Origin of the sequence: Amycolatopsis pigmentata (assembly GCF_042684065.1) — a bacterium.
In the GTDB taxonomy this organism is placed as follows: domain Bacteria; phylum Actinomycetota; class Actinomycetes; order Mycobacteriales; family Pseudonocardiaceae; genus Amycolatopsis_E; species Amycolatopsis_E pigmentata.
This window is the reverse complement of the sequence record NZ_JBHUKR010000017.1, coordinates 283,295-297,623: the sequence shown is the minus strand read 5'-3', so window position 1 is coordinate 297,623 and position 14,329 is coordinate 283,295. Positions and strand designations below refer to the sequence as shown.

The window sequence follows — 14,329 nt, the reverse complement described above, 5'->3', positions numbered from 1 at the left end:
CTCCGGTATTCCGGTCCGTCGATTTCCCATCACTGTCCAAAGAGGACTTCTTGTGTCATGGCCTCGGGAAGTGTGCACGCCTTCGCCAGGCACGCTCGGTGCGGGCGGTGGCCCCGGGAACGGCCGGCCGCTGGGCACCCTTCCGGATACGTTGAGCGGCGGCGCTATGCGTAGCCGCGTTTGAGCATCATGCCTGCTGCCTTGTCGAATTCGGCCTCGGTCGGGATGACGAAGTCCAAGGCGTTGGCGTAGCGGGTGATGATGTTGAACAGCGCCGCGACCGCTGCCGCGTCCGTGAGTTGCCGGCGGGTGGCCCCTGCGTTGATCGCCGTTTGAGCTTGGGCGGCCTGTAGTTCGCCGGGGTGCAAGGTCATCGTTTCCAGGACGGCGAGCGTCGCGCGTAGTGGATCCGAGATGGGTGCGGTGTGGTAGTCGTCGAGGCAAGCGTCCGCTACCGCGTTGTCCATGCCGCGCACGGCAATGGCCCGGTGCGCGCCGACGCAGAACGGGCACGAGTTCCACTTGGCGACCATCGCGGCCATCAGTTCCCGCTCTGCCACGGACCATTCACTGGGCCCGCGCATCGCCTCCTGGGTCCACGCGCCGAGGGCCGGGCCGAGAAAGTCCTTGTGGTAGAAGGCAACCCGGGCCGCGTCCGGGAGGCGTGCGCCCAGCATCATGGAGATGATCCGGATCAGCGTCCTGCTACGGAGGCTGTCACCGCGCTCGACCTCAGGCAGACGCATCGGTCGCCTCCTCGATGGCCCGAGCGGCGGCGTCCCACCGCGCCAGTCCTGCTCCGATACACGCGGACATCACGATCTCGAAGGCCGCTTTGTCGCTGCCTGTCGCGTGCCGGACGGCATCGACCTCGGCGTCGGTCACTCGGTAGGAGGCTTCACCGATCTGCCGGGCGAGGTTGTCGTACGGCTCGGCGATAGGCGCCCCACCCGCGGCTCTGGCCGATGTGGCCGTCCGTAGCGATGCCGCCGTCACTCCAGTGTCGCCCGCGACCGCAGCGCGTAAGGCTTCCGCGTGATCGTGGTGCGGGGCGCCGGTGTCCGTGCTCATGAAACCTCTCCACGGTGGTCGAGGATCGGGTCCTTCGTGGACGCTAGCTGCCCGAGGCGCCCTCGGTCTGCCGTTGCGTCGCGGCGCGGAACCGTTCGAGGTAGACGGGCCAGCCCGCGCCGGTGCCGAGGTTGGTGAAGCCCTGCCAGCCCTCGCCGTGCCGGTCGAGGTGCCGGTGTTCGAGTACCACCCGGGTGCGTTCGGCGGCCTCGGCCGTGAATCGGATTTCCACCTCGCTCGTGCGGTCCGGGTCGGACTCCACCTGCCATCGCGGGTTGATGTCCCAGCTGATGACCAGCCGGTGCGGTGGTTCGTACGCGAGGACCCGTGCCCACGTGCACCGGCTGCCGTCGGTGCCGACGTCGTACACGGTGCCGCCGATCCGGGGCTCCAGCACAGTGCGTTCGATGGGCACCGCGAGCAGGTTGTGTTCGCGGGGTTTGATCTCGTCGAACCGCTCGGTGAACACGCGGAAAGCGTGCTCCACGGGGACGTCGACGACGATGTCGACCTGCAGCGCGGTCTGGTCTTGTGGAGCGGTGCTCATCGAGGTGGCGTCCCTTCCGCTGTGGTCGCGGTCGGCTGGTAGGTCCGCTCGGCCACGTCTTTGAACCGGGTCAACGTCTTGCGCCAGTACGAGTCGAGTTCTTGACGCATCTGGTCGAGGCCGCCGGCTCGCATCTCGTACACGCGCATCCGGCCCTGCCGGCGGACGTCGACCAGTTGGGCGTCCAGCAGAACGCGCAGGTGCTGTGACACCGCCGGCCGGCTGACCGGCAGCTCCCGCGCGATCTCGGTGACCGAGCACGGCCCGCCGGCGACACGGGCGAACACCCTGCGCCGAGTGGGATCGGCCAGGGCCTGCCACGGATCGGCGGTCGCGGTCACCATAACGCGTAAGTTACTACTTACGCATCACGATGTCGAGCAACAGGCGGAGAGCAGGGCAAGCCGGCCGTGGCGGAATCGGTGACGTTCGGCTGACCGGGACATGGGCAGAGGTGACTCACGTATCCCCGCTGTGGACGAAATGCCCTCGTCAGATATACCCCCGGCAGGTATGTTGGGGTCGTGATGCGCGAGGTGTCCGACCGAGGGAGATAGGACGATGCATGAGCGCGACGCCCCTGGAAGCCGGGACACCGTGGTTCTCGATGTTCGCGGTGTGCGGTGGGCCAGTGAGCAGAACGTGGTGAGCGCGGTGTTGCGGCGCCGGCCGGGGGTTGTGGAGGTCGAGCCGAATGCGGTGGCGCAGACGGCGACGGTGACGTTCGATCCCGCACGGACATCGGTGGCCGCGTTGCGTGACTGGGTGCGGGACTGCGGGTATCACTGCGCGGGTCAGTCCGTGCCGGGACATGTGTGCGACCCGATGCGCGAACCCGGCCTGCCGCGTCATGAACGTCCCGTGTCCGGGCCCGGTGAAGCCGAGACGTCACCATCCGTCGGCGAGGCGATGGACCACGGCGCGCACGCGGGCATGTCGATGGCCGCGATGGTCGCCGATATGCGAAACCGGTTCCTGGTCGCGGTGGTGTTCTCCATCCCGATCGTGCTGTGGTCCCCGATCGGCGCCGCGGTGTTCGGTCTGTGTCTGCCGGTGCCGTTCGGGTGGCGGGCCGATGTGTGGATGCTGGTGTTGAGCCTGCCCGTGATCTTCTACTCGTGCTGGATCTTCTTCGACGGGGCGGTGCGGGCCTTGCGGGCCCGCACGTTGGACATGATGGTGCTGGTCGCGGTGGCGGTCGGGTCCGGGTGGCTGTATTCGCTGGTGGTCAGCCTGACCGGCGGCGGCGATGTGTTCTACGAGGCGGCCACCGTGCTGGCGTCGTTCGTGTTGCTGGGGCATTGGTTCGAGATGCGGGCACGGGGTGGCGCCAACGACGCCATCCGCGCGCTGCTCGACCTGGCCCCGCCGCGCGCCGTGGTGATCCGGGACGGCCGGCCGGTGGAGATCCCGACCGCCGAGGTCGCGGTCGATGACATCCTGCTGGTCCGTCCCGGTGCCAAGATCGCGGTGGACGGTGTGGTCGAGGACGGCCAGAGCGAGGTCGACGAGTCGATGGTCACCGGGGAAAGCCTGCCGGTGCACAAGGAATCCGGCTCGGAGGTGATCGGGGCGACCATCAACGCCAACGGCACTCTTCGCGTCCGCGCGACGAAGGTGGGCGCGGACACCGCCCTGGCGCAGATCGTGAAATTGGTGCAGGAGGCGCAGAACTCCAAGGCGCCCGGGCAGAAGCTGGCCGACCGGGCCGCGTTCTGGCTGGTGCTGGTCGCCCTGATCGGCGGGGGCGTGACCCTGGCTGTCTGGCTGGCCACCGGCAGCGCGTTCGCCACCGCGATCCTGTTCGCCATCACCGTCGTGGTGATCACCTGCCCGGACGCGCTGGGGTTGGCGACCCCGACCGCGATCATGGTCGGCACCGGCCTGGGCGCCCAGCGCGGTGTGCTGTTCAAGAACGCGCTCGCATTGGAGACCTCGGCGCGGGTCCAGGTTGTCGTGATGGACAAGACCGGCACTCTGACCAAGGGAGAACCCGCCGTCACCGACGTGATCACCGGCGACGGAGCCGGCGAGGGGGAGTTGCTGCGCCTGGTTGCCGCCGTGGAGCGGGAATCCGAACACCCCTTGGCGGAGGCGATCGTGCGCCACGCCGAGGATCGCGGACTGGACGTGCCGGCGGCACGGCGGTTCGAGAACGTGCCCGGGCACGGGGCGATCGCCGACGTGGGCGGACATCGGGTGGTCGTCGGTAACCGGCGCCTGCTCGACCGGGAAGGCATCGAACTGGGCTCACTGGCCGCGCACCGCGACGAACTGGCGAACACCGGGCACACCGCGATCGTCGCCGCGGTCGACGGCGTCGCCGCCGGCGTGATCGGGATCGCCGACGCCCCAAGGGAAACCTCCGTTGCGGCCGTGACCGCGCTGCACGATCTCGGGATCGAGGTCGTGATGCTCACCGGCGACAACCAGGCGACCGCCGAACGCATCGCCCGCGAGTTGGGCATCGATACCGTCATCGCCGAGGTCCTGCCCGGGGACAAGGCCGCCAAGGTGGCCGAGTCGCAACGGGAGGGGCGCTCGGTCGCGATGGTCGGTGACGGCGTGAACGATGCCCCGGCGCTGGCGCAGGCCGACGTGGGGATCGCGATCGGCGCGGGCACCGATGTCGCGATCGAGACCGCTGACGTGGTGCTGATGCGCTCCGATCCGCTGGACGTGCCTACGGCGCTGCGGATCGGGCGCGGCACGGTGCGCAAGATGCGGCAGAACCTGGGCTGGGCCATCGGCTACAACACCATCGCCCTGCCTGTCGCCGCCGGTGTCTTCGACCCCGCGTTCGGTCTGGTGCTGCGGCCGGAGATCGCCGCGCTGACCATGTCCGGCTCCAGCGTGATCGTGGCGGTCAACGCGCTGGCCCTCAAACGACTCCGGTTGCCGGCCGCCGCGCCCGCACCGGCACCGTCCGCGCCCACCACCGCGACGAGCGGCGATATCGAACAGGGCCGTGCGGCGTGAACGGGGCATACCGGAGCGGGTTTCTCCGGCGGCCGTAAGGCGACGGGCAGACGTGCCGCGCCCGGTCCGAATGGTTTGGAAACACTCCGGCGTCAGCCGGGCCCCGACTCGGTGAGCGGCTCTTCTTGCGAATCGCTGCAATCTTCGCTCTTTGTGCGATCGCGGACGTAAGACTGGAGTGTGGGCCGTGGAGTCGACGTTCGTTGAGTACCCGCGTCGGCACGGCGCTGGTTGCGTGGTCGCACTCGTGTCCATCGTGGTGGGCGTCCTTGCCGCCTTCCAGGTCGACGCGGTGTTGCTGCGTACGTGGGCGTACTGCGGGGATGTGCCGCTTCCGATCGCAGTCGACAACTGGCCGGAGGGCGCGTCCTTTGTGAACTTGGTGGCTCTGCTGCTGAGGATTGGTGTCTATGCCGGGCTGTTCGCGCTCGGTAGCAGGCTGGGGATGAAGTGGTTCGGTAGTCGCCGTACTGTGGTCCACTTCGTACTGTGTGGTATCGCGGGGTTGATCTTCGTCGTGCTGGGAGGCGCGATCGACTTCAGCCTGTTCAGTGGTCTGGGTCGGGTGCGACCCCGGGTGACGGTCACTCCGAACCGGGGTCCCACGGGCTCGGATAATGCTCACTGCTCGTACGCACGCCGCGCCACGGCAAGTACGGCGGGGATCGGTGACCAAGATCGCGACCCATCCGGACCCGGTCTGTCGGCCGGTGCCGAGCTTCATGCTCCGTGGTGTGCTCGACGACATCGGGCGCGAGAGTGACAACTTCGAGCAGCTCTGGGCCAGGCGCGTGGGTGAGGACCGGTTCGAGTTGGGCTGCATCCCTTTCAAGTGGTTCGATCCGGGCTATGTCGCCGTGAGCGTTGAGGCCGGAAGATCCCACGACGAATTCTTCGCTGCCCTCGCCGAACTGGGTGACATCGTCGAGGTCGAACGGATTCCGCTCTGAGCATTGCTCCATTGTGGACAATTCGGGGAACGAGGTCGCCCCGTTCCGACGGGATTTTCCCTGCAGCGGCGCCGCGATCAGGTTCCCGACGTGTCGTATTCGCCGCCCCCTGCGCAAGGTCGCACGCGGGTACTGGTGGCCCGCCTCGGCGCTCGTGACGCGCTGGACGCCCGATTCCACGGAAAACTACCCATTATTAGGGAAAGTCGCGCCCATACGACGGCGAGTCAGGGCCGGTCGCCAACCTGTCGCGGCCCGATCAGCCGCACTCACAGGGGTTATACCGCTCGTCGTGGGACGACACCCGTTCACCGCATCGCACACGGAGTACTCGACGGTAACACTCCAATGGGTCCCCATCACGTGTTCACTTTTCCTCAGTTGTCATGAATTCCCAATAAACACAGGAAACTTGTTGATCAATACACTGATGCGGATCGCGCGAATCGGGACGACAGTCACGGTGATGACCATCGGGATGGGAATGTGGGTTACCGGGTCCGCCGCCGCGAACCCAGGCGGGGTGACATTGCACTATTCCTGCTCCCTGCCGCCGTTCCCGGTTCAGATCGCCCTGACCGGCCAGGTCACGTGGAATGCCCCGGAGTCGTTGCCGGTCGGCCGGGCCACTCCGGCCTACGACTTCGACATCACCGCGACCGTGGATGCCTCCGCAACCCGGTTGGCCCAGTTCGTCGGCGTGGCGGCGGCCGAGGGCACGGTGGACGGGGCGGTCGTGGTGCGGGCGCCGGAGGGCGACATCCCGGTCAGCAAATCAGAGAGCGTGCCGCTGATCCCTATCCCGGCGTCCGGCCCGATCATCATCCACGCGACCGGAACGACGCCCAGTCTTGTCTTCCACCGGCCCGGTCTTGTGACGATCGTCCTCAATCCCGTGCTGGCCGTGCACATGGACCTCAAAAGCGCCGATGGCAGCCCGGCGCCGATCAGTCATGCGGACGTGTCCTGTGCGCTGGATCCCGGGCAGAACGGGTCCGTGGCCTCGATAGAGATCGCCCCGGCCGCCGCGGGCCCGACGCCGGCCAGGACTAGCACCACAGCACCCCCGACACCCACGCGCAGCGAATCCGCGCCCGCACCGACCACTTCCATCACCCCGGCCTACGCCATCGCGAAGGCCGGCGACCGAGTCTCTCCCGGCCGTGGTCCGGACTGGTGGCTGATAGGGGGCGGGCTGGCGCTGATCGCCGGGGTGGTCGGTGGGGTGCGGTGGCTGATGCGCCGTCGAGCGTCCGGCGGACGGTGAACCGGTGACGAGCAACGAAATAAACGGGCCTGTCCAGGCGCCGGCGGTCATGGCCGGGAAGATCGACGGTTCCGTCACGATCAACTACCGGCCGGCGCGTTCGGACGCGCTGGCGGAGGCTGCCGATCAACTCGCACAGGCGGTCGGTACCCGCTGGCGGCGGGAAGAGGAACAGCGGCAGGTTCAGGATCCGTTTCCGTTGCCCGCACGGTGGCAACCGGCAGCCGCGGAAGTGACGGATCACTGGGAGAACATCTGCCGTGGCTCGGCCGAGGAGCCCCACGGCCCGCTGGATCTCGCCGGTCAACTGGACCAGATCGTGGATGTGTACCGGCGGATACCGTCCGGACGGCTCGTGATCCTGGGCCGGGCCGGATCGGGAAAGACGATCCTGACCATTCGGTTCGTCCTGGACCTGCTGAAGGCCCGCACCGGCGCCGACGCGGTACCGGTGATCTTCAGCCTCGGCTCCTGGAACCCGACTGCCCGCACGCTGCGCGATTGGCTCATCGGCCAACTGATCCGCGACCATCCCGGCCTGGCCACGACCGGTCCCGACGGGTCGACGCTGGCCGCCGCGCTGGTCGAGACCGACCGCATCCTGCCCGTTCTGGACGGATTCGACGAGATCGCCGGTGGCCTGCACCCTGCCGCGCTGCGCGAACTCAACCGCACCACCAGCCTGCCCCTGCTGCTGACCAGCCGCCGCGTGGAATACGAGGCCGCGGTGGAGGGAACCGATGTGCTGAGTGCCGCCGCCGGTATCGAACTGGCCGACCTCGTCCTCGCCGATCTGGTCGATTACCTGCCGCTCACTACCCGCAAAGTCACCGTCGACGGCACCGCGACCGTGTGGGAGCCCGTCCTGAACGAACTGCGCGACCATCCTCGGCGCCCGGCCAGCGTCAACCTGGCGACGGCGTTGACCACTCCGCTCATGGTCGCCCTGGCCCGCACCATTTTCAGCGACACCCCCGACCACGACCCGGCCGAACTGCTGGACACCGACCGGTTCGACAGCCCGGAAGCCCTGAAAGACCACCTCGTGGGCAATTTCATCCCCACGGTCTATCAGGACCTGCCGGGGCAGCGCTGGGACCTCGACCGAGTGCGGCGCTGGCTGTGCTACCTCGCCCAGCACCTGGATCGACTCGGCACACCCAACCTCGCCTGGTGGCAACTGGGCAACACGATGCGCCGCTCGTCGCGCATACTCACCGTCGCGAACGCGTCCGGGTGGCTGCTCGGCATCGTGGACGGCGTCCTGACCGGGGTGGTGGACTGGGTCAGGTTCGAGTTCGCGGCCGGGCTCAAGGTAGGTCTGCTGGCCGGAATCGCGGTCGGCATCGTGGGTGGGCTCGTCTTCGGGCTCATGCACGAGTTCGCGCCCAGATTCCTGCTCCGGAGCGCGACACTCGAACCGTCGCGGGTCCAGGTACGGTTCCGCCGCGAACCGGGGAAAATGCGCGCCAGGTTCGCCCCCAGGTTCCTGGTCGGGTTCGGGGCAGGGCTCGTGTTCGGAATCGTGGTTTGGCTCGTGATCGGTTTCGTGGTCTGGTTCGCGATCGAGTTCATGTCCTGGCTCGTGCGCGGGCCCGCCTCGACCCTGGTAAGCGGGCTTTTTCCGGGCGCAGGCCCCGGGGCGAACGGACTCGCCCGGGCACTCGAAGACGCGCTCGGGTACGGGCTTGGATACGGGCTGGTGTATGCCCTCATGATCGGGCTCGCGGCCGGGATCATGACCAGGCTGGAAGTTCCCATCGACATCAGATCCGCCGTCAGCCCCACTGACTTGTTGCGCGCGAACCGCACTACCACCGTCGTCCAGTTCCTCGTGTGGGGGCTGGTGGGCGTCCTCGTGGGCGGACTCTCCGGCGTGCTCTGGTTCCCGCTCGAAGATGGACTCCTGATTGGTCTCGTGGGCGGGATCGGCGGCGGCATCGCGTACGGGCTCGGTTTGACGGCCTGGGGTCAGTGGGTCGTCATGGCACGTATCTGGCTACCGCTGACCGGGCGGTTGCCCTGGACGATGACCGCGTTCCTGGACGATGCCTACCAGCGAGGTGTGCTGCGCCAGGCTGGTGCGGTTTACCAATTCCGCCACGCCCGGCTCCAGGATCACCTGATCGACACAGTCCCCATTCGGGAGTAAAGCAACTTTCGACCGACAATAGGAACAGTGACACGAGTCAGTATCCGATGCCCGTCATATTCTGCTCGACTGTCAGTGCGAGAGCGAGGGCCGCGTCAGCGCGAACTCTGGTGATGCAGGAAGGTCCGAAGCTCCGAGAAGAAGCGACGGTCGTCCTCGCGGAAATAGAAGTGTCCTCCGTCGAACATCCGTAACGGCGGTACGGCCTCGAAGAGTTCGCGCCACTGTTCGAGGCGTTCCCGGGGAACGTTGTCCTTCGAGCCCCCGAAGATCGCGGCGGGAACGGCGAGCGGTCGGCCGGGCTCGAAGGAGTACCGGCCGAGCAGCAGGTAGTCCTGCCGGAATGCGGGCGCCAGTTGCGTGAGCAGCTCGGCGTTGTCGAGGACCTCGGGCGGTATGCCGCCGTAGCGGTCGCCGAGGCGCACCATGATGTCGCGGTCCGACAGGGCCGTGACGTCCAGCACCTCGATGCCGCTCTGCGGGGCCGGGCATCCGGACAGGACGAGCCGCTCCGGCTCTTGTAGCCCGCGGTCGCGCAGCTCACGTGCGACCTCGAAGGCCAGCAGCGCGCCGAAGCTGTGTCCGAACAGTACGAACGACTCACCGAATGGCACCTCGTCGACGAGGGTCCGGACCAGCGTGCGCATGTCCGTGATCGGCTTCTCCCGCGTCCGGCTGGCCCGGCCGGGCAGGCCGATGGCGTATACCTGCGTGCCGGGCAGCTCCGGCGCCCAGCGTACGTATTCCCCGGCGATGCCACCCGAATGCGGAAAGCAGTAGAGGGTGGTCTCCGGTGACCCGGGTGCCTGCCGGCCCACCAGCCAGGGGTTGCGTCGGACGGTGGTCATAGGTTGTCGTCCTCCGAGGCGACTCGCTGGGAAATCACGGCGGCCAACTCGGCGGCGGTCCCGGCACGGAGCACGTCGGCCCCGGAGACCGGCACGCCGAAGTGGCGGGTCGCCCAGGTCGCGAACCGCAGGGCGACGAGCGAATCACCGCCCAGGTCGAAGAAGCCGTCCGTGGGGGTGATGTCGGTGGCGCCGAAGGCGCGGCCGAACGCGTCCAGGATGTCGTCGAGAACGGAGTTGGCCGGTTCGAGAGCGCTTTCAGCCTGGTCTGCGCCCTCCGGGGCACGGTCGAGGGGGCCGGTCCAGTCCTCCGGCGAACCGGAGTTCCGGCGAGGCGCGGACGGTGCCTCCGGAACGAGGTAGCGCTGCCTCTCGAACGGATACGTCGGGAGCGACACGGTGCGCCGGCGGCGACCGTTGTGCAGGGCACCGAAGGAGACACCCACGCCGGCCGACCACAGGTGACCGAGGGCGGCCAGCGCGGTCTCCGGTTCGGTGCCCGCCTCCGCGGCGTGCGGAGCCGCGTTCACGACGATCTGTCCGGGCCGGGCGCCGGGATGCTGGCGCGCCAGGCTCGCCGCGGTCCGCCCTGGGCCCAGGTCGACGAGCACGAACCCCGGCTCGGCGAACAGTGTGGCCAGTGCGTCGCCGAAACGGACGGGTGCGCGCATGTGGTGGGCCCAGTAGCCGGGGGAACACACCTCCGACGGGGTGGCCCAAAGACCCGTGGCGTCGGAGACCATCGGCACCGCGGGCTCCTTCAGGGTGGTCGCGGCGACCGTCGCGGTGTAGCGGTCGAGCACCGGGTCGACCGCCGCGGAGTGCCCGGCGACCCCGACCCGCAGAACCCGGCAGTCGGTCCCGCGCTCGGCCATGCTCGCGGCGAACGTCTCGATGTCACCGACGGGTCCGGCGACCGTGCATTGACCTGGCCCGTTGACCGCCGCGATGTCGAGCCCGGGCGGCAGCAGGGCGACGAGGTCCGCCTCGGCGAGGTGAACCGCGGCCATGGCGCCGGTGGGTATCTCACGGAGCAACCGCCCGCGTTCCAGGACAAGCCGGATCGCGTCGTCGACACTGAACACCCCGGCCACACAGGCGGCCGCGTACGCGCCGAGGCTGTGCCCGAGGACGGCGTCGGGCCGCAGACCCCACGACGACAGCAGCCCCGCCATCGCGTACTGGAAGGCGAACACCGCGGGCTGTGCCACGCCGATTTCGTCGAGCCGGGCCCGGCGTTCCACGGTCGGCCCGCTCCGGAGCACATCCAGCAGGCCGGGCCCGGCCACCGCGACGACCTCGTCCACGTGTCGCCGGTAGACCTCCTCGGTGTCGTAGAGCCGGGCCGCCATCCCCGGGTAGTGGCCGCCCTGGCCGGGAAACAGGTAGGCGATCCTGAACGGGGTCCCCTCGTCGGTGCGGGACCCGGTCCGGCCGGCACGCAGAGCACTGGCCGCCTCGTCCGCCGTCCGGGCCACCGCGTAGCGGCGGTACCGATGTTCGGCCCGCCCCTCCTGGCAGGTCCGGGCGGCGTCGGCCAGGTCGGTGCCGGGTGCGGCGGCCAGGTGGTCGGCGAGCCGTTGTGCGGCGCGTTCGGCGGCTTCGGCCGTCGCGGCGGAGACCACCAGCAGTTGGGGCCGGGGATCGGGTTCCGGCTCGGGGCGTTCGGGCGCCTGGCCGAGGATCACGTGCGCGTTGGTGCCGCCGATGCCCAGCGAGTTGACCGCGGCGATGCGGGGGCCGGCCCAGTCGGAGAGTTCGTCGTTGACCCGGAACGGGGTCGAGGGGAAGTCGATCTCCGGGTTCGGGGTGGTGAAGTTCAGGGTCGGCGGGATCAGGCCGTGCTCGACGACCAGGATGGCCTTGATCAGGCCGACCACGCCGGACGCCGCGTCGGCGTGGCCGAAGTTGGACTTCACCGAGCCGATCCGGCAGAACTGGCGCCGGGTGGTGTGTTCGCGGAAGACCTGGGTGAGCGCGGCGACCTCGATCGGATCGCCGAGCGGGGTCCCGGTGCCGTGCGCCTCGACGTAGCCGATGTCACCGCCGCCCACCCCGGCCAGGTCCTGAGCGGCCCGGATCGCTTCCGCCTGACCCGCGACCCCGGGCGCGGTGAAGCCCACCTTGTCGCGCCCGTCGTTGGTGACCGCGGATCCGAGGATGACCGCGTGCACGGGGTCACCGGCGGCGACGGCGTCGGCGAGTGGCCGGAGGACGACGAGGCCGACCGCGCTGGCGCCCATGGTGCCGGTGGCGGCGGCGTCGAAGGGCCGGCAGTGGCCGTCCGGGGTGGCGACGCCACCCGGGGTGTACCCGGTCCGCGGCGGGTGGGCGTGCACCGTGGCGCCGCCGGCCAGGGCCATGTCGCAGTCCCCGGCGAGCAGCGACTGGACGGCCGTGTGCACCGCGACCAGGGACGTCGAGCAGGCGGACTGGACCGCCATGGCCGGACCGGTCAGGCCGAACTGGTAGGCGGCCCGGGTCGCGAGGAAGTCGACCGAGTTGCCGTGCCGGATCTGCATCTCGTCGACGAAGGGCAGCCGGTCAAGGTGAGCCCGGACGGCGGCCGCGTACCCGGTGTGGGTGCCTCCGGCGAACACTCCGGTCACCGGACGGTCGGGCCCGCCGTATCCGGCCCGTTCCAACGCCTCGTGGGCGCATTCCAGGAACAGCCGCTGCTGCGGGTCGACCACGAGAGCCTGGTTGGCGCTCATGCCGAAGTACCGGGCGTCGAAGGCGTCGGCATCCGCCAGCACCCCGTTCGCGCGGAGGTAGGCGGGCTGGTCCGGGTCGGCGTGCCCGGCGAGAACCGTGACCGACTCGACGCCATCGCACAGGTTGGCCCAGAAGCGTTCCACGTCCGGTGCGCCCGGGAACTTCCCGGCCATGGCGATCACGGCGACGGCGCCGTCCGGGAAGGTCATCGGGCCACGCCCGCGACGATGCCGGCGATCTCGGCCGCCATCCGGTCCAAGGTGTGCCGGTCCAGCTTGCCGTTGGCCAGCGTGGGCATTCGCTCCAGTGCCGAGAAGGCGCCGGGTACGGCCGCGTGCGCCAGCGACTCGCGCATGCGGGCGCGGACGTGGTCGGCGGAGACGTCGCCGAGGCCGCCGATCACGAACCCGACCAGAGCCGCCGGGATGCCGTCGCGGCGCGCCACGCCCACCGCGCACCATCGGCCGCCGAGCGCGGCGCTGAGCGTGTTCTCGATCTCCTGCAGTTCGATGCGGAGTCCGCCCAGTTTGAGCTGGCCGTCGATCCGGCCGGCGTAATGGAGCAGACCCTCGTCGTCGTACCAGACGTGGTCGCCGGTGCGGTACAACCGGTTCTCGAGATCCGTCACGGCGTCACCGTCGTTCGTGGCGGTGGAGTAACCGAGCGCGACCTGCGGACCGCCCAGCCACAGCTCGCCGCGGACCCCGGCCGGGGCGGGACCGCCGGGCGTTCGGACGTACGCCGTCGTGCCCGGTCCCGGCACCCCGATCGGCACGTCGGGCGCGTCCGCATCGGACGGACGGCACCGGTGCATCGTGGTCCACACCGTGCATTCGGTGGGCCCGTACTCGTTGTGGAGCCGGGCCCGCGGCAGGACCGCCGCGTGGTCGCGCACGAGAGCCGGCGGGCACGGCTCACCGGCGACGATCACCACCCGCAGCGTCGCCAGATCCTCCGAACGGCCGCTGTCGATCAGGACGCGGTACAGCGACGGGATGATCGAGATGAACGTGCCGCCGTGATCGGCGCAGGCGTCCAGGATCGCCTCGGTGTCCACCACCACCGGCGTGGGGATGACCAGGTGGCCGCCGGTCGCCAGGGCGTGGTAGATCGGGCCGACCGACATGTCGAAGGAGATCGAGGTGCAGAGGAGATAGACGGCCGGGTCCTGGCCGCCGAAGTAGACCCGGCGCGCCTGGGTCGAGCAGGCGAGCCCGTGCCGGGAGACGACGACACCCTTCGGCGTACCGCTCGATCCGCTCGTGAACAGTGTGTAGACCGGCTGCCGGGGGTCGCGGTCCTCCGCCGGAGCGGGCCGGTCCGGCCAGCGGCCGGGATCGGCCGACACGGGCAGGATCCGCTCCACGGCGGGGTCGCCGGGCAGCGGCTCGCCGGCTGCCTCCGGTTCCACGAGCGCGACCCGCGCGTGGCTCCCGGCGATGACGCGGGCCCGCCGCTCGTACGGGAAGTTCGTGTCGACGGGCACGTACTGGGCGCCGGTGCGCAGCACGCCGAGCATCGCGACGATCGCCCAGCGGCCCAAGCGGCAGTGGATGACCACGGTGTCGCCGGGACGGACGCCGGCGGCGCGCAGATCGCGCTGCACCGCGGCGGCCGCGCGGTCCAGTTCGGGGTAGGTGAGGGTGTCCTCGTCGTCGCTGATGGCTGGTCCGGCGCCGCCCGCCCGTACGCCGTCCGCGAGCAGCGCGGACAGCTCGGGTACCCCTCCGAGATCCGCTCCGGTCAGGTCAGGGACCCAGCCCTCGGGGTGGGAAAAGAAGGCTTGAGCTTGGGACATGA

11 protein-coding genes are annotated in these 14,329 nt (G+C 69.5%); 4 read left to right on the top strand and 7 right to left on the bottom strand.

The window, feature by feature from the left end; translation table 11 throughout:
• Positions 1–164 precede the first annotated feature (164 nt).
• The 4 genes from ACFSXZ_RS28815 to ACFSXZ_RS28800 are packed head-to-tail and all read right to left on the bottom strand — an operon-like array spanning position 165 to position 1,962.
• On the bottom strand, positions 165–746 hold the full coding sequence (locus ACFSXZ_RS28815) for a carboxymuconolactone decarboxylase family protein (RefSeq protein WP_378268363.1): 582 nt from the start codon (positions 744–746) through the stop codon (positions 165–167).
• Positions 733–1,071 carry a hypothetical protein gene (locus ACFSXZ_RS28810; protein ID WP_378268362.1) on the bottom strand — a complete coding sequence of 113 codons (339 nt, stop codon included), beginning with the start codon at positions 1,069–1,071 and terminating at the stop codon, positions 733–735. Before ACFSXZ_RS28810 ends, ACFSXZ_RS28815 begins: the two co-directional genes overlap by 14 nt.
• 43 nt (positions 1,072–1,114) lie before the next feature.
• Positions 1,115–1,618, bottom strand: a complete 504-nt coding sequence (locus ACFSXZ_RS28805; RefSeq protein WP_378268361.1) for an SRPBCC family protein — start codon at positions 1,616–1,618, stop codon at positions 1,115–1,117.
• The gene (locus ACFSXZ_RS28800; protein WP_378268360.1) at positions 1,615–1,962 is read right to left on the bottom strand and encodes an ArsR/SmtB family transcription factor; all 348 of its coding nucleotides are present in this window, start codon (positions 1,960–1,962) and stop codon (positions 1,615–1,617) included. The genes ACFSXZ_RS28805 and ACFSXZ_RS28800 overlap by 4 nt, the downstream gene beginning before the upstream one ends.
• Before the next feature lie 217 nt (positions 1,963–2,179).
• Here ACFSXZ_RS28800 and ACFSXZ_RS28795 point away from each other — a divergent pair, with 217 nt between their 5' ends.
• From ACFSXZ_RS28795 to ACFSXZ_RS28780, 4 genes are all read left to right on the top strand, one after another.
• Positions 2,180–4,597, top strand: a complete 2,418-nt coding sequence (locus ACFSXZ_RS28795) for a heavy metal translocating P-type ATPase (RefSeq protein ID WP_378268359.1) — start codon at positions 2,180–2,182, stop codon at positions 4,595–4,597.
• Positions 4,598–5,265: 668 nt separating this feature from the next.
• Entirely contained in the window at positions 5,266–5,547 is a 282-nt protein-coding gene (locus tag ACFSXZ_RS28790) for a hypothetical protein (RefSeq protein WP_378268358.1), read from the top strand.
• Between the two features lie 415 nt (positions 5,548–5,962).
• Positions 5,963–6,814, top strand: coding sequence for a DUF6801 domain-containing protein (locus ACFSXZ_RS28785; RefSeq protein ID WP_378268357.1), 852 nt, complete (start codon positions 5,963–5,965; stop codon positions 6,812–6,814).
• Between the two features lie 4 nt (positions 6,815–6,818).
• A complete protein-coding gene (locus ACFSXZ_RS28780) occupies positions 6,819–8,966 on the top strand; it encodes an NACHT domain-containing protein (RefSeq protein ID WP_378268356.1) in 2,148 nt (715 codons plus the stop codon).
• 95 nt (positions 8,967–9,061) lie between these two features.
• On the opposite strand, the gene ACFSXZ_RS28775 is transcribed toward ACFSXZ_RS28780, so the two are convergent.
• From ACFSXZ_RS28775 to ACFSXZ_RS28765, 3 genes are read right to left on the bottom strand one after another with little or no spacing between them, the layout of a single operon-like run.
• On the bottom strand, positions 9,062–9,814 hold the full coding sequence (locus tag ACFSXZ_RS28775; protein ID WP_378268355.1) for a thioesterase II family protein: 753 nt from the start codon (positions 9,812–9,814) through the stop codon (positions 9,062–9,064).
• Positions 9,811–12,738 carry a type I polyketide synthase gene (locus ACFSXZ_RS28770; protein ID WP_378268354.1) on the bottom strand — a complete coding sequence of 976 codons (2,928 nt, stop codon included), beginning with the start codon at positions 12,736–12,738 and terminating at the stop codon, positions 9,811–9,813. The genes ACFSXZ_RS28775 and ACFSXZ_RS28770 overlap by 4 nt, the downstream gene beginning before the upstream one ends.
• Positions 12,735–14,327 (bottom strand): amino acid adenylation domain-containing protein, encoded by a 1,593-nt coding sequence (locus ACFSXZ_RS28765; RefSeq protein WP_378268353.1) that lies wholly within the window; start codon positions 14,325–14,327, stop codon positions 12,735–12,737. Before ACFSXZ_RS28765 ends, ACFSXZ_RS28770 begins: the two co-directional genes overlap by 4 nt.
• Positions 14,328–14,329 lie beyond the last annotated feature (2 nt).

Coding starts and splice junctions, on each gene's coding strand:
- ACFSXZ_RS28800 (WP_378268360.1), bottom strand. CDS start 1,962: ATGGTGACCGCGACCGCCGATCCGTGGCAGGCCCTGGCCGATCCCACT.
- ACFSXZ_RS28810 (WP_378268362.1), bottom strand. CDS start 1,071: ATGAGCACGGACACCGGCGCCCCGCACCACGATCACGCGGAAGCCTTA.
- ACFSXZ_RS28770 (WP_378268354.1), bottom strand. CDS start 12,738: ATGACCTTCCCGGACGGCGCCGTCGCCGTGATCGCCATGGCCGGGAAG.
- ACFSXZ_RS28815 (WP_378268363.1), bottom strand. CDS start 746: ATGCGTCTGCCTGAGGTCGAGCGCGGTGACAGCCTCCGTAGCAGGACG.
- ACFSXZ_RS28765 (WP_378268353.1), bottom strand. CDS start 14,327: ATGTCCCAAGCTCAAGCCTTCTTTTCCCACCCCGAGGGCTGGGTCCCT.
- ACFSXZ_RS28775 (WP_378268355.1), bottom strand. CDS start 9,814: ATGACCACCGTCCGACGCAACCCCTGGCTGGTGGGCCGGCAGGCACCC.
- ACFSXZ_RS28805 (WP_378268361.1), bottom strand. CDS start 1,618: ATGAGCACCGCTCCACAAGACCAGACCGCGCTGCAGGTCGACATCGTC.
- ACFSXZ_RS28795 (WP_378268359.1), top strand. CDS start 2,180: ATGCATGAGCGCGACGCCCCTGGAAGCCGGGACACCGTGGTTCTCGAT.